This window comes from Aeromonas sp. 600724 (assembly GCF_049175135.1).
GTDB lineage: Bacteria > Pseudomonadota > Gammaproteobacteria > Enterobacterales > Aeromonadaceae > Aeromonas > Aeromonas veronii_A.
Map to the genome: position 1 here is coordinate 197,282 of NZ_JAAKUM010000003.1, position 18,017 is coordinate 215,298.

The following is an 18,017-nucleotide window of genomic DNA, read 5'->3' on the forward strand; positions in this document are numbered from 1 at the left end:
CGGCAGGCAGTCGGAAACTTGCACAATAAAGTGAGATCACCATCAAAAATCAGTTACTTGCGACCACCCGGTTTGCCACTGCTACCGGTACCGGAACCACAGCCAAGTGCCAGCCGATCTGCCGCGGCTCTGGCCTGCACCAGACCATAGCCATAGCTGTTGTCCCGTCCGACAGCCCCCAGATCCTGGGCGCTGCTGCGCAGGGTCTGGCGCAGTTGATCATTGCTGCACTCCAGCCGCTGTGACCAGGCCAGGGTGGCGACCCCGACCACATGAGGGGTCGCCATCGAGGTACCGCTGTAGCTGGCGTAACCACTCGGCACGGTCGACAGCACAGCAACACCGGGGGCCGCCAGCTCCACCTGATCGTTGCGTTGCGAGAAATAAGCCAACTGCTTGCTGCCATCGATAGCAGCCACGCTCACCACACTGCTGTAAGAGGCGGGATAGGACTTGCTGGTGTTGCCCCCATTGCCCGCCGCCGCCACACTCAACACATTCTGGCTGTAAGCCTGATTGAACGCCTGCTCTTCCGTCTTGCTGGGCACATTGCCCCCCAGGCTCATGTTGATGACCATGCGAGTAAAGCCACGACTGCTCATCCCCTGCTTGCAGGCATTGAGAGCCCCCACCAGGTTGGAGGTATAGGCCCAGCCGTTGGCGCCAAACACCTTGATGATGTGCAGCGGGACACTCTGATTCGGCAAGACACCGACCACGCCCATGTCGTTCCCCCCAATGGCGGCTATGGTGCCTGCCACGTGGGTGCCGTGACCGTTTTCGTCACTGCTCCAGCTGCCTGTACCTGCGTTGTCACTACCCTGCACCTGCGCCCCATGGGGCAGATCCGGGTGATTGCCGCTATAGCCAGAGTCAATGATGCACACCAGCACCTCTCCGGCCATACCATCGCTCAGTTGTGGCGCCTGTACCATGGGAATGCCATAAGGCAGGGTCTCGGCACTGGCATAACGCTTGGCATCCGGCTCCACCCACAGCACGTTGGGGTTGCGCGCCAGCGCTGTCGCTGCAGCAGCTGGCAACCAGAGCGCCAGCGCATGCTGCTCGGGCAGTTGCAGGGCCAGCTCGCCCCCCATCCCTTTGCTTTGGGCCAGCACAGCGGCCTCCGCCCCCGGCTTGAGTTGCACCAGATAACGAGCCCGTTCGGCAGCCATTACCCCCTGTGCCAGTACGCCTGCCACCAGCAGGCCTGTCCATATCCGTCTCATCAGTCACTCCTTCCATCGACCTGATAGCCACCAGCAAAGTGTAGTGGCAGGCTGGCGCAGGTCCGAGCGGATACAAAAAGGCCGGACATCTGTCCGGCCTCTTCTTTCAAGCGCAAGAGCGCAATCATGACTTGGCGGGCTGGCGCTCGCCGGTCACGGTCGGGTTCTTGGGATCGGAACTCCACTCGTACCAGCCGCCGTCGTAGACGCTGATCCGCTTCCAGTCCATCAGCCAGGCGTAGAAGAAGGCTTCGGAGGCACGCCAGCCGGTACCGCAATAAAAAGCGGCCTGCTGGGTCGGCTCGATGTTCCACTCATTCCACATGGCGAGGATCTCGCGGGCCGGCTTCATGGTGCCGTCCGGGTTATGGAAGTCGCTCATGCTGTTGGCATCGACACCACCATGACCCCACTTGGCCCCCGGGATATCGCCCTTCGGCTTGATGTAGCTGTAGCCGGAGGTGTTGCCGACAAACTCGTCCCAGGTACGTACGCTGACCAGCGCGCTATCGGGCTGCTTGAGCAGTTCTTTCACCTGACTTAGCGTGGTGTAGTACTCGGGGTGAGCCGGAATGGCCACGCCAAAATCCTTCACCGGCTCATATTTGTTGGGCAGGCCGGTTTCGGTGCGCAGGTGCTGGATAAACCAGGCATCCAGGCCGCCGTCCAGCAGGCGGACATCTTCCACGCCAGCATACATCATCAGATGCGCAGCGCGGGCAGCCGCCATGGTGTTGCGACCGTAGAGGATCACGGTGGTGTCGTGGCGGATGCCGTTCTCCAGCAGCAGCGCCTTGAGCGCCTCGTCAGAGACCTTGTTCCACAGCGGCTCCTCTTCCAGACGGTTGGTATCGATATAACCCGCCCCCGGAATGTGGCTCAGCAGATAGGCCTTGGGTGAACCCCAATCCACTTCAAACAGCTTCCAGTCACCCTTGGGCGCTGCAGCTACCGGCCGGCCTTCCTGCAGGTCGAGCAGCCAGCGCGGATAGACCAGCTGTTGCCAGCGAGCCAGGTGTTCGCGCGGGGCGCTTTGCCAACCCTGCAGCTCGAACAGCTGCTTGATGCCCTGCATGCGCAGCATGCGCGCCACCTCGGCCACCTCGCGCGGCGCACCATACAGTGCGACCGGGCGGTCGGCTTTCAGCCCCTTGATGGCAAGGGCGGCAGGCCAATCCGCATCGCGGTATTTCCACTCGGCGGAGAGGTTCTCGGCGCCGGCCACATGGCCCCCCTGCTTCTCGCCCTCCATGGGCCACCCCTGATAGAAGTAGCTGGCGCGAGTATCCAGGATGACCGCCTGTTTGGCCTTGGCATCAGCCAGCGAAAGCGGTGGCAACTCGGCTGCAAAGGTGGGCAGGGCACACCAGAGCAGCAAGGTCGCCAGCGCGGCCTGCAAGAAGCGAAGATGTCGTTTCATGGTGATTTCTCGATTCATAGTGAACAAGGTTAAAAAATGGAGCGGCCCAGACGCTCGGCCAGTAACTCCAGCGCTGCCGTCCCTGCCAGCGAATTGCCCGCTTTGTTAAGCTCGGGCGACCAGACACAGACGCACAATTCTCCCGGGATCAGGGCCACGATACCACCGCCGACCCCGGACTTGCCCGGCATGCCAACCCGGTAGGCAAAATCTCCCGCCTCGTCATAGAGGCCGCAGGTCGCTAGCAGGGCGTTGACCTGCTTGGTGGTGCGCGCCGGCAGCAGTGGGGTACTCTCGCCAAGCGGCAAGCCGCGGTTGGCCAGATAGATAAAGGTTCGCGCCAGATCGACGCAACTCATGCGGATGGCGCAGGCATTGAAATAGCTCTGCAGCACCTTGTCCACTTCGTTTTCGAAGTTGCCATACGCCTTCATCAGATAGGCGATGGCGGCATTGCGGGCCGAGTGCTGATATTCGGAGCGGGCGACGACCTGATCCGCCATGATGGCCGGATTGCCGGAGAGGCGGCGAGCCAGCTCCAGAGTACGCTGACGCGGTGCAGTGAGGCGAGTCTCCAGCAGATCGTTGACCACCAGAGCGCCGGCATTGATAAAGGGGTTGCGGGGTATCCCCTGCTCGAACTCGAGCTGGACCAGCGAGTTGAAGGGTTGGCCGGAGGGCTCTTTGCCGACCCGGGCCCAGATCTCCTCCTCCTGATAGAGGGTGAGGGCCAGCGTCAGGCTCAGGGCCTTGGAGATACTCTGGATGGAGAAGGGTTCGAAGGCATCACCGGCCGTGAACAGCTCCCCCTCCACGGTACAGACCGCAATGCCGAGCCGGTCGGCTGGCACCTGCGCCAGTGCAGGAATATAGTCGGCCACCTTGCCGTGCCCCAGCAGCGGGCGCACCTCTTCCAGAATGCTGGCCAGTAATTCGGATGACAACACCATAAGCAATTCCATGACTAAAGCGGGTGTGGAGATCCCATCCCCACTGACAAAAATCCCGCCAGTGGCGGGATTTGTCTATCTGACTGCGGCAGGCAGTCGACACCGGCTCGCCTGCCACAGCGAGTCTGGTATCAGGCGGGTTCGCCGTACCAGAGGTCGAACAGTTCGGTGACCACGACAGCTTCCATCCCCTTGCCTTCCAGCCAGGATTTGACGGCGGCACGGTCTTCTTCGCTGCACTTGCCCAGCTGCTGGGTGCAGATCATCCCTTCCCAGGCCAGGTGGCCGGAACCGGCGAAAGCCAGTTTGCGGGGTTCGATCACTTCATCGATCATCGCATCGACTACGGCATCGATGGTCTCTTCGGCAGTGCCGACCGGGAAGTTGAAACTGATGTCGAAACCCATTTCCTGGAATTCATCGACGCGCAGTTTCTTGCGCAGGCGGCGGCTACGATTGGCCATGATAGCTCCTCAAGTTAGTTGATACGCTCGGTGTGTTGACGTGCCAGCTCAGCTGACACGCTTGAAAATCAGATCCCAAACCCCGTGCCCCAGACGATGGCCACGTTGTTCGAATTTGGTCAGCGGACGCCAGTCAGGGCGCGGCACCCAGTTGCCGGTGGCTGAGGTGTTCTCGTAACCCTCGGCGGCGCTCATCACTTCCAGCATGTGCTCGGCATAGTTTTCCCAGTCGGTAGCCATGTGGAATACACCACCGATGGCCAGCTTCTGGCGAATGTCCTGGGCAAACGCCGGCTGCACGATGCGGCGCTTGTGGTGACGGCTCTTGTGCCAGGGATCCGGGAAGAAGAGCTGCAGGCAGGAGAGTGAACCGTTCGGGATCATGTGCTCCAGCACCTCGACCGCATCGTGGCAGATCACCTTCAGATTGGTGACGCCCGCTTCCTGAGCGGTACCCAGACAGGCGCCCACGCCCGGGGAGTGCACTTCAATGCCGATGAAGTTTTTCTCGGGGGCATTCTTGGCCATCTCCACCAGAGAGGCGCCCATGCCAAAGCCGATCTCCAGCACCACAGGTGCTTCACGGCCAAACAGTGCGACCAGATCGAGCTGCTTTGGCTCGAAATCGATGCCCATGACCGGCCAGAGCTCTTCCAGGGCCTTCTCCTGCCCTTTGGTCAGGCGGCCTTCGCGACGGACAAAGCTGCGGATCTTGCGCATGAACTTGCCGTCTTCGTTAAATACATCTTGGGTCACAGGCATAATGGTCTCGTTATTTCATCAATCCGGGTAATACATCTTGTGTCCGATCCCTAGCGGGACCGCTCGCGGCTCGGCATTTCATCGACCCGCGAAAACAGGGGAGCGAATTATCCCAAGATAGGCCCAAGGCGCAAGTGTTTCGCGAAACAAATCCCTCATCTCTCTCCATTTCATTGACAACAGTTGACAAATGCCGACCCGTTCACAGAATCGGTCACGCGTCGAGTACATGCTGCCTGCGCAAATAAAACCATACACAACAAAGGATTGCAGTATGAAATACAGAGCATTGGCGTTTGCCATCACCACTTTGCTTGCGGGATGCGACACATCAACAAATGACTCACAAACCCCTGCTGCCGCCGAGCAGGCCTATGAGTATCTGGTGCAGTTGAGCTCAACCGCAGAAGGGATTGGCGCGCGCCCCACGGGGACAGAGGCAGAAACTCGTGCCGCGGCATGGATCCAGGACCATCTGACCGGTTGGGGCTACAATGTGCAACGCCAACCCTTCACCTACACCAAAAGCGGCGCCAGTAAAAACTCCCAAAACCTGATCGCTGAGCTCAAGGGCACAAGTGACAAGGTGATCCTGATCGGCGCCCACTACGACAGTACGGGCGACAAGAAAGGTTCTGAAGGAGCCACCGACAACGGCGCTGGCGTCGCAGCCCTGCTGGCAGTGGCTGAGGCGCTTAAAGGACAAACCTTGCCCTACACGGTTCGCTTTGCATTCTTCGGGGCGGAGGAGAACGGTCTCAACGGCTCCAAAGCCTATGCCGCCAGCCTCGACAGCACCGCCGTCGCCAAGCTGCTGGCGATGGTGAACTACGACACCATCGCCGGGGGCGACATCGTCTACGTCCACTCAGCCCACTCGGACGTCGCCGAATACAACTGCACAGATCCGAGCCGCTACAGCTTCGATCCCAAGGTGCGGGATCGCCTGCTTACCCTCTCCAAACAGACTGCGACCCCGTTTGCCATTCATCCCAGCTACAGCGGTTATCCGGAAGGGGAGACTGGCAGCTGGTCAGATCACGCTCCCTTTGCCTGCCTGGGGGTGCCGATCGCCTACGTTGAAGCGACCAACTTCACCATCAACGGCGCTGATGGCTATGACGGCTACTCCCAAAGCACCAATCCAGCGCTGTGGGACTGCTATGACGCCACCACCAAGAACGCCTGCGATCGTGACAGCGAAACCCAGTGGGGAAAAATCTGGCACACCCAGTACGACCGCCTCGACAAGATGGCGGAACTATTCCCAGGCAGAGTAGAAAGCCAACTTGGCGCCAACACCGACCTGATGATCCGCTTCCTCAAGGAACCGGGTTTGTAAGGTCAGTTGCTTGTCCACAAAACAAGATCGCCCTAACTCATTTCAATTCATGGGAGCCACACGGGCAGGTAAAATTCGGGCAGGTGCCAAACCTGCCTTTTTTGGCGATTTTTGTGACAATCATTGCCTCATTTCTGAAATCTGATACAAACGGATAACCTGGCGGTCGAATGGAGCGACCGCCCACATGCCGAGAGAATTGTCTATGCAGCCGTTTTTTGCCCAGCGCTTCGAGAAGGTTGAGCCTTCCTTTATCCGTGAAATCCTCAAAGTTGCCGCCAATCCGGAGATCATCTCCTTCGCTGGTGGCCTGCCCAATCCCCACCTGTTTCCGGTCAAGGCGATCGATCAGGCCTGTCAGGATGTGCTACGCGAGCAAGGGGCTGCCGCCCTGCAATATGCGGCGACCGAAGGCTTCGCCCCGCTGCGCCAATATATTGCCGACCGCTATCTGACCCGCCACGGCATGCAGGTCAATCCGGACAACATCCTCATCACCAGCGGCTCCCAGCAGGCGCTGGATCTGCTGGGCAAGGTGCTGATCGACGAGGGTCAGGATCTCATCATCGAAGAGCCGGGTTACCTTGGCGCCATTCAGGCTTTCTCTGTCTATCAACCCACCTTCAAGCCGATCACCCTTGAAGAAGAGGGTCTGGATCTGGCGGCGCTGGATGCGCTGCTGGCAAGCGGATCCAATGCCAAGCTGCTCTACGGCGTGCCCAACTTCCAGAACCCGAGCGGTGTCTCCTACAACCGTGCCAACCGCGAGGCACTGGCCGAGCGACTGGTGCGCCACGAGCTGTTGATGGTGGAAGATGATCCCTACGGCGAGCTGCGCTTCGAAGGGGAGCATCTGCCCCCCATTGCCAAGCTGGCGCCAAACAATACCGTGCTGCTCGGCTCGTTTTCCAAAACCGTGGTGCCCGCCTTCCGTCTGGGCTGGATGCTGGTGCCGGAGTGGCTACGCAAGAAGGTGACCATCGCCAAGCAGGCAACCGATCTGCACAGCAACGCCTTCAGCCAGCAGGTGCTGCACCGCTTCCTGACCGACAATTCACTGGATGCCCATCTGGAGAAGATCAAGGAGGTCTATGGTCGCCAGCGTGCCGCCATGGAGGCTGCACTGGCCCGTCACTGCCCGCCCGGCGTCAGCTACACCAGACCGGAAGGGGGCATGTTCCTCTGGCTGACTCTGCCAGCCCACATCAGCGCCATGGCGCTGTTTGACGAGGCGATCAAGGAGAAGGTAGCCTTCGTGCCCGGCGCCCCCTTCTATGTACGCCCCGAAATCAAGAACACCCTGCGCCTGAGCTTCTCCTGCGTCGATGAGGCGACCATCGAGGAGGGGGTCAAGCGGCTGGCCCGCGCCCTCCAGCGGATGCTCTGAACGCCCAAGCCAAACCGTATTAACAAAAAACCAGCGAGCGCTCGCTGGTTTTTTTATGCTCCCCATTCACCCGTTCAGCCAAACAGGGTCTTGCAAAACTGCTTCATCGGAATGGGGCGGCCGTAGCGATATCCTTGCAGATAGTCAACGTGGCGAGCCCGCAGGTAGTCCGCCTGCGACTGCTTCTCGACCCCCTCCGCGATCAGGATCAATTCAAGTCGCTTCGCCAGATCAATCACGTTTTCAACGATATGGCTGGAGAGTGCATCCGTACCGATCATCTCTACAAAGCTACGGTCAATCTTGATTGCATCGACCTGAAACTGCTGCAGATAGGTCAGACTGGAGTGACCGGTGCCAAAGTCATCGATAGCGATCAACACGCCCAGTTTGCGCAACTCGGCAAACATCCGGGCGGTTGTCTCATCAGCCACCAGCAGCTCCCGCTCCGTCAGCTCCAACCCCAAATCAACGGGATTGTCCTTAAACGCGTCGAGAAAGGCCTTGCAGTCAGCCAACAGGTCGAGATCCTGGAAGTGCTTGGCGCTGATATTGAAGCAAAAATGAAACTTTGCCGGCAGCTTGCGGGCATAAGGGGAGAAGTGGTCACGCACCTCGGCCATCAACAGGCTGGTCATGGGCACGATCAGGCCGCTATCTTCCGCCAGCGGGATAAAGCGATCCGGCGAGATCATCCCCTGCTTGGGATGCTGCCAGCGCATCAGCACCTCACAGCCACGCCACTGCTCATCCTCACCGGAGACCACCGGCTGCAGGTAGGGGATAAACTCCTCCTCGATCAACGCCCGCTTGAGCTCCTCCGCTGGTGAGCTGCTACGCCCCATCAGCCTGAAGGTGCCGAATCCAATCAGCAGCGCCAGCAGTGGAGAGAGGATCAAGGTATCTCTGGAGTAGCGCCATGCGTGGCTCAAGTAATCATGCACCGTGATCCGGGTGACGACCTGATAGGGGAAATCGGCCGAAGCGAGGGCAATATAACCCTCTTCTGCCGGAGAGGGCGCCGCCCCGAACTGACCCGAGCCAAACAGTGCCCTCTGCCCCACCACCAGAGCCATCGGGGAGTTCTTGCTGGAGATCTCCAGGGTATTGCGCAGGTAGTAGCCATCCACACCGATCAGCACACTCCCCTTGTCCGTTTCGTGGCGCAGCACGATCAGGGGGCGATCCGGTGTGACCTCATTGCCTGGCAGCAGTTGCAGCCTGCCATCCACATAACTGTCAGGGTTGAAGGGGCCATCGTAGTCACCATAGAGCGAGGTGCAATAGATACGATTTCCTATAGCCAGATTGGCAGAGCGGACATCAGGCACAGTGGCAACCTGTTCGCGCAGCAGTTGTGCCGCCTCCTTGCAGGAGTGACCAAGCATCCCCTCCACATTGATGGCCGCTTGCCGGGCATGGCCGATGGAGCGATCAAACATCATCCGGGCATGCTGCAACCGTGAATCGGAATCATGCTCTATCTCGGTCACTGTCTGCCAGATAACGGCAACAACCCCCAGCAGCAGGATCCCGCCCCCCATCAGTAGTGCCACCAGAATCCTCGAGTAAAGCTGGCGAAGTTTCAAACGACGAAATGGCATGGCGGCCTCTTTGATGCTCGGATGGTGGGTGACAGCCCCGGTGGACAGGCGAAAGGGTCGCCATAATAGCGATTGAACAACAAATGTCCACCCGACAAAAATCAATCAATTCAAACTATTGTTCAACAATATGTCGCAAGAAGAGGATAGAGTTAACATCAGTCGAATGAACAAAACGTGTCAAACTCGTCCACTTGTTGAAGGAGGACGACGCCATTAGAGTAGAGCAAACGGCAGCAGGAGCGTGCAACGATGAAGATTCTGATTACCGGAGGAACCGGCTTTATCGGCCGCAAGCTGGTTGCCCATCTCAAGGTCAATCACGAGGTCGTGGTATTGAGCAGGCAGGGGAGCCGCGCCTACTCCCTGCTCGGTCACGATATCAAGGTATTGGATAACCTTGACCGGCTCGATGACCTCAATGACGTGGACGCAGTGATCAATCTGGCGGGTGAACCCATCGCCGCCGGACGCTGGAGCGAATCGCGTAAACAGCTGCTCTGCGACAGCCGCTGGCTGCTGACCGAGCAGCTGGTGGATCTCATCAAGCTCTCCACAACGCCGCCCAAGGTGCTGATCAACGCCTCCGCCATCGGCTGGTATGGCAGACAGGGCACCGAAACCCTCGACGAGCAGTGCCGCTCTCCCAACGACGAGTTCACCCACCAACTCTGCCAACAGTGGGAGACCCTGGCACTGGAAGCACAAAGCAAGCAGACCCGGGTCTGTATCGTGCGGATCGGGCTGGTGCTCGGCATGGATGGGGGAGCGCTACCCAAAATGCTCCCCCCATACCGACTCGGACTCGGCGGCCCCATGGGGTCGGGCAGCCAGATGATGAGCTGGATCCATGTGCAGGATCTGGTGCGCGCCATCCTGTTCATACTGGAGCACGAAGAGTGCAGCGGCATCTTCAACGGAACCGCCCCCCATCCGGTCAGCAACCGGGAGTTCAGTGAGACTCTGGCCGCGACCCTGCACCGTCCACACCTCTTCTTCGTCCCGGCGCCGCTGTTGCAACTGGTGATGGGGGAGGCGGCAGATCTGCTGCTGACCGGACAAAAGGTGATACCAACAAGGCTGCAACAGGCCGGTTTTCACTTCAGCTATCCCGAGCTGCCGAGCGCCCTCGCCAATCTGCTGCGCGAGCCCCGCTAACTCACACCTGTTCGCTGCGTCCACTCGTCAGCACCTCGCATAGCAAGCAGCCCGACCAAGGCCGGGCTGCTTGCTTATTGCGGCTGCGCTATTGCACCTTGTGTGTATCGGCTCGCGCTGGCGGGATTACAACAGTCCCTGACCCAGCCCCCGCAGCCGATCGCTCAGGGTGCCAGCCAGCAGCTGGCGCTGCATCCCCTGCCCCGCCAGCGTCACCAACAGCGCCCCCAGAGTCGGCAGACCGAGCCAGATGGCCCAGTGGAACTGCCACAACCCCTCGAACCACCACCACTGCAGGCCAAAGGAACAGAGCTCCACCACCATGGCGGCGCAGAGCCCCGCCAGCGCACCACTGGCCACCAGCTCCCAACGCAGCATCTTTTTCAGCAGTTCGCTGCTGGCACCCAGGGTGCGCATCAGCAGCAGTTCGCGCCGACGCTGAGCCATGCTGGCCTGGGTCTGGGTCAGCAGCACCAGCAGCGCGGCCACTGTCACCAGCCCCAGCATCAGCGCCAGTGCCCGGCTCACCTGCTCCGATACCTGAGTGAGCCGCGCAATCAGGTCATCCACATCGATAAGGCTCACCGTGGGGTGACGGCGGATCAACTCCACCTCGGCAGTGCGCCCCGCCTCGGGCAGCCGGTAGCTGCCAAGCCAGGTACGGGAGAAGGGTGCCAGCAGATCCTCGGAGAAGATCATGTAGAAGTTGGGGCGCATATTGTCCCACTTGATGCTGCGCAGACTGGTGACCCTGGCGCCGAAGCTGCGCCCCTCGATGGTAAAGGCGAGCATGTCCCCCAGCTTGATATCGAGTCGCTTGGCCAACTCGCTATCCACCGACACCTCGCCGGACCCGGCAAGCCACTTCCCGGCCACCAGCTTGTTGTCGGTTGGCAGGGTAGCCGTGGTGGTGAAGTTGAGCTCCCGATCTACCCCCTCGCGGCCACTGCTGGCCCCCTCGCCCACCGCCTCACCGGCAATATGGGTCAGCCTGCCGCGCACCATGGGATAGAAATCGGAGGTGGTGGCCCCGGCCGCCGCCAGTTCGCTCAGGATCCCCTCCCGTTCGTTCTCGGCCACATTGACCAGAAAACGGTTGGGCGCATCGACGGGGAGACGGGCCGAAAACTCATCCAGCAGATCGACCCTGGCCGCCCAGAGCAAGCCAAACAGCATCAATGCCAGCGCAAAGCCCGCCAACTGAAACAGGCCGCTGCTGCGCTCGCGCGACAGGTGGGCCAGAGCCAGCCGCAAGGCATGAGGCCCGTTCACTCTTGCTCCCAGCCGCAACATCAGCGCCGCCAGCAGGGCCAGCAGCCCCATCAGCAAGCCCATACCACCGACCAGACCCAGCGCCAGCCGCACATCGGCGGTAAAGCCCCAGACCAGCGCAAACAGCCCGAGCAGACCGACCGGCAGGGCCAGCCAGGGGGGAATCCCCGCCTCCAGCTCGCGACGCAACACCCGTAGCGGCGGCACCTTCAGCAGCCGCAAGAAGGGCACAAAAGCGAGCAGCAGGGTGATAAAGAGCGCCACTGCCACGCCCAGCACAAAGGGGCGCCAAGAGGGGGGCGGCAGATCCGGCGGCAGCAGGTCCCCCAGCAGTTGCAAGGTGATCCACTGCATGGCAGTGCCCGCCACCAGACCCAGCAACGCGCCGATCAGCGTCAACGACAGCAGCAGGGTTCCCATCAGTTGCCAGAGCGAGCGACGAGATGCCCCCAGGGTTTTGAGCAGCGCCACCATATTGGTCTGGCGCTCGGCAAAGTGGCGCACAGCGATCCCCATCGCCAACGCCCCCAGCAATACCCCGCTTAGGGAAGCAAGCCGGAAGAAACGCTCGGCATTGGCCAGCGAGCGGCCGACACGGGATTCGCTGTCATCCGGTTTGATCCACTTCTGTCCGGCCTGCAACTGCGGCAATAGCCACTGTTCGTAACGAGCAAGCGACTCTCGCGGCCCCTTGAACAGATAGCGCCACTGCTGGCGGCTGCCGGGGAGCAGAGCGCCGGTCGCCTCGATATCAGCGCTATGGATCAGTGCACGCGGCGCCAGCAAGAAGGGGCTGAAACCCTGATCCGGTTCCTCGCCAAGCAGACCGGCCACCTTGAGCACCGTATTGCCCACCTCCAGCTCATCCCCCGTTTTGGCCTTAAGCAGCTGCATCACCCGGGCGGAGAGCCAGATCTCGCCGGGGGCCGGGGCGCGGGCAGGTTCCAGAGTGAACTTGCCATAGAAGGGAAAACCATCGGGCACCGCCCGAATGGAGGCGAGCTGCAACGCATCGCCATGAAACAGCATGCTGTTGAAGCTGACGGTGATCTGCACCGCCAAGCCATCCTGTTTCGCTCGGGCCAGCCAGCCATCCGGCAGGGCGGCCGCGGTGCGCAGCACCCGATCCGCCCCGATAAAGTCGCGGCCTGAGGCCTTGAGTCCGGCATCGAGCCGATCCGCCACCAATGCCACACTCAAGACGCACGCCACGCTCAGGGCCAGCGCCAGCACAAACCAGCGCAGCTCGCCGCTGAAACCTTCCCGGCGAAGCAACCGCCATCCCAATCGCCACTGCATCATCCCTTGCATCTCCCGCTTGACCCGCAGCTCACCCCGTTACACCACATCATGGGCCACCTCGCGATCCAGCCGACCCGCCGTCATGACCACTTGCCGCTGACAGCGTTCGGCCAGCTGATGGTCATGAGTCACGACCACTAGCGTGGTGCCGTGCTTGCGATTGAGTTCAAACAGCAGCTCGATCACCTTCTCGCCGGTCTTGCTGTCGAGGTTGCCGGTCGGCTCGTCCGCCAGCAGCAGGCTTGGACGGGTCATAAAGGCGCGGGCGATGGCCACCCGCTGCTGCTCACCGCCGGAAAGCCGTGGCGGCAGATGGTGCAACCGCTCGCCAAGCCCGACCGCGGCCAGCAGCTCGCGAGCTCTTGGTTCGCAATCACGCTCGCCGCGCAGTTCGGCGGGCAGCATCACATTCTCCAGCGCCGTCATGGTCGGGAGCAGCAGGAACGACTGGAACACAAAGCCGATCTGCTCGGCGCGCAATCGGGCTCGCCCTTCCTCATCCAGCTCGCCAAGGGATTTGCCGAGGATTTCGATATCCCCCTGACTCGGCAGATCGAGCCCGGCCAGCAGCCCCAGCAAGGTGGACTTGCCGGAGCCGGAGGCACCGACCAGCGCCACCGTCTCGCCGCTATTGACTTGCAGATCGATCCCTTCAAGGATGGTGAGGCTTTCCTGGCCGAGGCGAACCGATTTGCCGAGGCCCTTGACGACAATAATGGGGGTTGAACTCATGCTCTGTATCCTTTGTTCCAATCCCTTGATGACAATCCATAGCGGGAGTTGAATTGATGGTGCGTATTCTGTTTGTCTTGTTCGTTGGCCTCGGCAGCCTGCTATCGTCGGCTCAGGCCCAGACCCTGCTGGTGCTGGGAGACAGCCTGAGCGCCGGCTATCAAATGCAGGTTGAGCAGAGCTGGCCTGCCCTGCTCAACCAGAAATGGCAGGAAGAGGGGGGCAAACACACTCTGCTCAATGCCAGCATCAGCGGTGAAACGACCCAGGGGGCGCTGGCCCGTCTGCCCGCTCTGCTGAAGGAGCACAAGCCGGACTGGCTGCTGATCGAACTGGGGGGCAACGATGGCCTGCGCGGCTTCGCACCGACCATTACCCGCCAGAATCTGGCCAGCATGATCGCGCTCGCCAAGGAGCAGCAGATCCGTGTGGTGTTGACCCAAATCCAGCTGCCCCGCAACTACGGTGCCCGCTATCTGCGCCAGTTCGAACAGATCTTTCCCGAGTTGGCCCAGGCTAACGATCTGCCGCTGCTGCCCTTCTTCATGGATGATATTGCGCTGCGCCCTGAACTTATGATGAACGATGGTATTCATCCCACCCCTGCGGCCCAGCCCAAGATCCGCGACAAGGTAGCCGGTTTTATTGAGCCCCTTATGGAGCCATAAGAAACATCTCCCCCTGTTTAACTCAGCAGCAGGCTGTTCATCAGGGCCCGCAGTTTGAGTGGTTTGACCGGTTTGCTGATGTAGCCATACCCCCGCTCGCGGATCTGCGCCTGCAACTCGCTCTTGCGATCAGCGCTGATGATGATGCCTCCCAGCTCGTCGCCACACACCCGCTGCAGGGCAGCGAGCGCCTCCAACCCGGTCTTGCCGTCGTCGAGGTGGTAGTCAGAGAGCACCAGCCGCGGCACAAACCCTTCTGTCACCAGCGCCTCGGCTTCGGCCAGATCGACGGCGCAGCGCACCTCGCAGCCCCAACGGCAAAGCAGGGTGCTCATGGCGGTCAGAATGTCCCGCTCGTTGTCGATGCAGAGCACGGCCACCCCCTCCAGCTGGCTGTCGCGCGCCACCGGCGCCGCCAGCTGATAGGCCGTGACCGGCCGGGTCGCCAGATTGAGGGTCACCGCAAAGACCGATCCCTTGCCCGGCCAGCTCTGCAATGTGAGCTGATGACCGAGCACCTGCGAGATGCCACGGGCGATGGCGAGCCCCAGACCCAGCCCCTGCTCCTTGGCGGTGCGGGAGTGATCGAGGCGGGAGAACTCGTCAAAAATAGCCTCCTGCTTGTCCTGCGGGATGCCGGGGCCGTTGTCCCATACCTCGATGCGGATCTTCTCCCCCATCCGGCGACAACCGAGCAGCACCCGGCCACCCGGGTTGTAGCGAAACGCATTGGTGAGGAAGTTCTGCAGCACCCGACGCAGCAGCCGCACATCGCTGTGTACCGCATGCTTGCTATCCACCACCGAGAAGTGGATCCCCCCCGCCTGCGCCAACACGCCAAACTCCGCCTTGAGGTTGTCGAGCAGATCGCGCAGGGCAAAGTCGAGCTTCCTGGCCTTGAACTTGCCCGCTTCGAGCCGCGAGATATCGAGCAGATCGGTGATGAGATCCTCGGTCGCCCCCAGCGCATCGTCGATATGGCGGGCGATGCGGGCCTGCTCGCCAGCATCGGGCAACATCTCCAGCAGGGAGGAGGTAAACAGCTTGGCCGCATTGAGGGGCTGGGTCAGATCGTGGCTGACCGCCGCCAGAAAACGGCTCTTGGATTGATTGGCCCGCTCCACCTGCTGGTTCACCAGCAATAGTTGGCGGTTGAGTTCGGAGAGCTCACAGGTACGCTCGGCCACCCGCGCCTCCAGATGTTCGTTCGCTTCGCGCAGCACCCGCTCCGCATCACGAAACGGGGTGATGTCGGTAAAGGTCATGACGAAACCACCGGCGGGCATGGGGTTGCCCTGCATCTCGATCACCCGCCCGTCCGGGCGCTCCCGCGCCGAGATATGGGCGCTGCCCCGCTTCATAAAGGCGACCCGCCGCGCCACGTGCTCCTCGATATCGCCGGGGCCACAGAGCCCCTGCTGGGCGTTGTAGCGGATGATCTCCTCGATGGGGCGCCCTGCCTGAATAAGCCCCGGCGGATAGTGGAACAGCTCGATGTAGCGGCGGTTCCAGGCGACCAGCCGAAGCTCCCTGTCCACCACCGAGATCCCCTGCCCGATATGCTCAATCGCCCCCTGCAGCAGGCCGCGGTTGAAGCGAAACACGTCGGATGCCTCATCGACGATGGTGGCGATCTCCTCGAGCTGCATGTTGCGCCCCTGCAGGGCAGAGGCAAGCACCAGCCGTGCCGACGAGGTACCAAACACCCCCGCCAGCAGCCGCTCGGTGTGTGCAATCAGCTCGGCCGAAGCCTGCATCTGCGGAGCAAGGGTGCCGCCCCGCTCACCGGCGAAGCGACCAAAAGCGCGCTTGACCCGGCTTGAGCCGACAAAACGAGCCGCCAGCATCTCCAGCTCCTTGACCGAGACCCGCGCCTGATAGAGGGCGGCGGTATCGCGGCTCGGCTTGCCGACAAAGTTGGCCGCCTGCAGCCGCTCGCTCACCGCAGGGCGCGACAGAAGCGAGCCTGCCACATAGCCGAGCAGGTTGAAGAGCAGGCTCAGGAAGATGCACCAGGCCCCGAGACTCAGCTCGCGAAACGCGGGCCAGTCCGGCGGCGCCAGCAGCTCGGCCAAGGGCGAGCCCGCCAGCAAGCCACTCTCCACCAGCAGAGTCACGAACCAGAGGCTCACTCCGAGGCTCAACCCAAGATAGACCCCCTTGCGATTGCCGTGGCGCCAGTAGAGACCGAGCAGCAGAGCCGGCGCAAACTGGGCCACCGCGCCAAAGGAGAGGTAACCGATGCGCGACAAGCTGGTGAGATCGCCGAGCCATAGGTAGAGCCCCCAGGCCGCCAGCAAGATCAGCAGGATGGCGCCACGGCGCACCTGCAACAGCAGACGCACCAGCCGCTCGTCGCGCCCCTGCCGCCAGAAGCGGCGCAGCAGCACCGGCAGCACCAGATCGTTGCTCACCATGATGGCCAGCGCGATGGTGCAGACGATCACCATGCCGGTGGCCGCCGAGGTGCCGCCGAGAAAAGCCAGCATCGCCATGCCATCGAAACCGAGGGCCATCGGCAGACTGATCACATAGGTGTCGGAGGCCATGTCGGCCCCCACCCACTGTTTGCCCGCCAGTGCCAGCGGCCAGATAAAGAGCCCCATCACGAACAGGTAGAGCGGGAAGATCCAGCGCGCCCAGTGCAGATCCTGCCCCTGATTGTTCTCCACCACAGTCACATGAAACTGGCGCGGCAGGCAGATAACAGCGCACATCGCCAGCACCGTGTAGATGGCAAGCTCCAGCAGGTTGCCGGGGCTCACCGCCACCACCTGCGCAAAGAAGTCACGGGTCACCTGCTCGTGAGCCTCGCCCGGTTTGCTCAGGATCAGCCAGAGGGCAAAGCCCCCCACCGCGATAAAGGCCAGCAACTTGACCACCGACTCGAAAGCAATGGCCACCACCATCCCCCTGTGGTGCTCGGTGGCATCGAGATGGCGGGTGCCGAACAGGATGCTGAACAGCGCCAGCAGCAGAGTGACCCCGAGCGCCAACTCGCTGGTATTGCTGGTCGGGCTGATGCCGCCACTGTTGACCATCAGCAGATCCAGCCCGGTGACGATGGCTTTGAGCTGCAATACCAGATAGGGGAGGATCCCCATGATGGCGATGAGGGCGATCACCATGGCGAGCCGCTGGGATTTGCCGTAACGGGCGGCGATAAAGTCAGCGATGGAGGTGATGTGCTCGCGCTTGGCCACCAGAATAAGGCGGGCCAGCAGCCGCCAGCCAAACAGAAAGACCAGCATGGGGCCAAGGTAGATGGGCACCGGCGACCAGGGCGATTCACTCGCCTGCCCCACGGTGCCGAAGAAGGTCCAGGAGGTGCAGTAGACTGCCAGCGACAGGCTGTATAGCAGCGGTTGCCCCTTGAGACGGTGCCGTTTGTGCTTGTCTGCCACGAAGGCGATCAGAAACAGCAGCCCCAGATAGGTGAGCGACAATCCGATCAGCAGCCATCCCTGGTGCATCGATAACTCCTTGTCCATGTTGAGTTTTTGTATACAACCTCGCCAGTCTAGAGAGGCAGCAGCCAAAAGTCATCCCCTTCGAACGGATTGAAATTATCGTTTTTCAATAAGTTTAGCCTTGACTCTATATCGCAAAACGATAAACACTAGCATCTGTTTATTGATAAACAATAATTTCATGCGCGCACGCTCCATCTTTTTTCTCTTTCAAGCAAGAGGTGAAACGATGAAACACCATACGCTCGGACACATCA

At 61.1% G+C, this 18,017-nt stretch carries 13 protein-coding genes; 4 read left to right on the plus strand and 9 right to left on the minus strand.

Features of this window, described 5'->3' with window-relative positions; translation table 11 throughout:
- Window positions 1–53: 53 nt before the first annotated feature.
- The 5 genes from G5168_RS04370 to trmB form a co-directional block, all read right to left on the minus strand.
- Entirely contained in the window at window positions 54–1,229 is a 1,176-nt protein-coding gene (locus tag G5168_RS04370; RefSeq protein ID WP_421251880.1) for a S8 family peptidase, read from the minus strand.
- 124 nt (window positions 1,230–1,353) lie between these two features.
- The gene (locus G5168_RS04375) at window positions 1,354–2,649 is read right to left on the minus strand and encodes a sulfurtransferase (protein WP_421251881.1); all 1,296 of its coding nucleotides are present in this window, start codon (window positions 2,647–2,649) and stop codon (window positions 1,354–1,356) included.
- A gap of 29 nt (window positions 2,650–2,678) precedes the next feature.
- The gene (gene glsB / locus G5168_RS04380; RefSeq protein WP_162516836.1) at window positions 2,679–3,599 is read right to left on the minus strand and encodes a glutaminase B; all 921 of its coding nucleotides are present in this window, start codon (window positions 3,597–3,599) and stop codon (window positions 2,679–2,681) included.
- A 131-nt stretch (window positions 3,600–3,730) separates the two neighbouring features.
- Window positions 3,731–4,063, minus strand: coding sequence for a YggL family protein (locus G5168_RS04385; RefSeq protein ID WP_033112740.1), 333 nt, complete (start codon window positions 4,061–4,063; stop codon window positions 3,731–3,733).
- 48 nt (window positions 4,064–4,111) lie between these two features.
- Window positions 4,112–4,825, minus strand: a complete 714-nt coding sequence (gene trmB, locus G5168_RS04390; protein WP_005335228.1) for a tRNA (guanosine(46)-N7)-methyltransferase TrmB — start codon at window positions 4,823–4,825, stop codon at window positions 4,112–4,114.
- A gap of 274 nt (window positions 4,826–5,099) precedes the next feature.
- On the opposite strand from trmB, the gene G5168_RS04395 reads away from it, so the two are divergent.
- Entirely contained in the window at window positions 5,100–6,167 is a 1,068-nt protein-coding gene (locus G5168_RS04395) for a M28 family metallopeptidase (RefSeq protein ID WP_421251882.1), read from the plus strand.
- Window positions 6,168–6,372: 205 nt separating this feature from the next.
- Entirely contained in the window at window positions 6,373–7,554 is a 1,182-nt protein-coding gene (locus G5168_RS04400) for a PLP-dependent aminotransferase family protein (RefSeq protein ID WP_144714308.1), read from the plus strand.
- 74 nt (window positions 7,555–7,628) lie between these two features.
- Here the strand turns inward: G5168_RS04400 and G5168_RS04405 are convergent, their stop codons facing one another.
- Window positions 7,629–9,158, minus strand: a complete 1,530-nt coding sequence (locus G5168_RS04405; RefSeq protein WP_144714306.1) for an EAL domain-containing protein — start codon at window positions 9,156–9,158, stop codon at window positions 7,629–7,631.
- Window positions 9,159–9,410: 252 nt separating this feature from the next.
- On the opposite strand from G5168_RS04405, the gene G5168_RS04410 reads away from it, so the two are divergent.
- Window positions 9,411–10,316 carry a TIGR01777 family oxidoreductase gene (locus G5168_RS04410; protein ID WP_144714304.1) on the plus strand — a complete coding sequence of 302 codons (906 nt, stop codon included), beginning with the start codon at window positions 9,411–9,413 and terminating at the stop codon, window positions 10,314–10,316.
- Window positions 10,317–10,442: 126 nt separating this feature from the next.
- On the opposite strand, the gene G5168_RS04415 is transcribed toward G5168_RS04410, so the two are convergent.
- Both G5168_RS04415 and G5168_RS04420 read right to left on the minus strand, forming a co-directional pair.
- A complete protein-coding gene (locus G5168_RS04415; protein ID WP_421172135.1) occupies window positions 10,443–12,890 on the minus strand; it encodes an ABC transporter permease in 2,448 nt (815 codons plus the stop codon).
- A gap of 36 nt (window positions 12,891–12,926) precedes the next feature.
- Window positions 12,927–13,622, minus strand: coding sequence for an ABC transporter ATP-binding protein (locus tag G5168_RS04420; protein ID WP_064340783.1), 696 nt, complete (start codon window positions 13,620–13,622; stop codon window positions 12,927–12,929).
- Window positions 13,623–13,678: 56 nt separating this feature from the next.
- Between G5168_RS04420 and G5168_RS04425 the strand changes: the two genes are divergently transcribed.
- Window positions 13,679–14,290, plus strand: a complete 612-nt coding sequence (locus G5168_RS04425; protein ID WP_421249424.1) for an arylesterase — start codon at window positions 13,679–13,681, stop codon at window positions 14,288–14,290.
- Between the two features lie 17 nt (window positions 14,291–14,307).
- Here G5168_RS04425 and G5168_RS04430 read toward each other — a convergent pair whose 3' ends face one another.
- Window positions 14,308–17,763 carry a NahK/ErcS family hybrid sensor histidine kinase/response regulator gene (locus G5168_RS04430; protein WP_421172137.1) on the minus strand — a complete coding sequence of 1,152 codons (3,456 nt, stop codon included), beginning with the start codon at window positions 17,761–17,763 and terminating at the stop codon, window positions 14,308–14,310.
- Window positions 17,764–18,017: the final 254 nt, after the last annotated feature.